The sequence below is a fragment of the Peptococcaceae bacterium 1198_IL3148 genome (assembly GCA_036763105.1).
Lineage (GTDB): Bacteria > Bacillota > Desulfotomaculia > Desulfotomaculales > Desulfohalotomaculaceae > JBAIYS01.
This window is the reverse complement of record JBAIYS010000083.1, coordinates 1-251: the sequence shown is the minus strand read 5'-3', so window position 1 is coordinate 251 and position 251 is coordinate 1. Positions and strand designations below refer to the sequence as shown.

Sequence of the window (251 nt, the reverse complement as noted above, 5' to 3'; positions counted from 1 at the left end):
AAGTATATCGCAAACTGAGAAATGCACTGTGTCCAATCCCTTACAGGCATATTCCATTTCTTTGAAATATCCATTGTAGCTAAGTACACTATCTTGGTTAGTGCTTCATCTGAAGGGTATGCTGTTTGGTTTTGGTGACTTTTCGCAACTGTCTGTGATAACCTTCAATAACGTTGGTTGTATAAATTAGTCTACGGATTGCATATGGGTACTTAAAGTAAGTGGTTAATTCAAGCCAATTGTTTTCCCAA

General features: G+C 37.1%; 1 pseudogene. It reads right to left on the bottom strand.

From position 1 onward, the window contains the following. A pseudogene (locus tag V6C27_14975) lies at positions 1-251 on the bottom strand (transposase).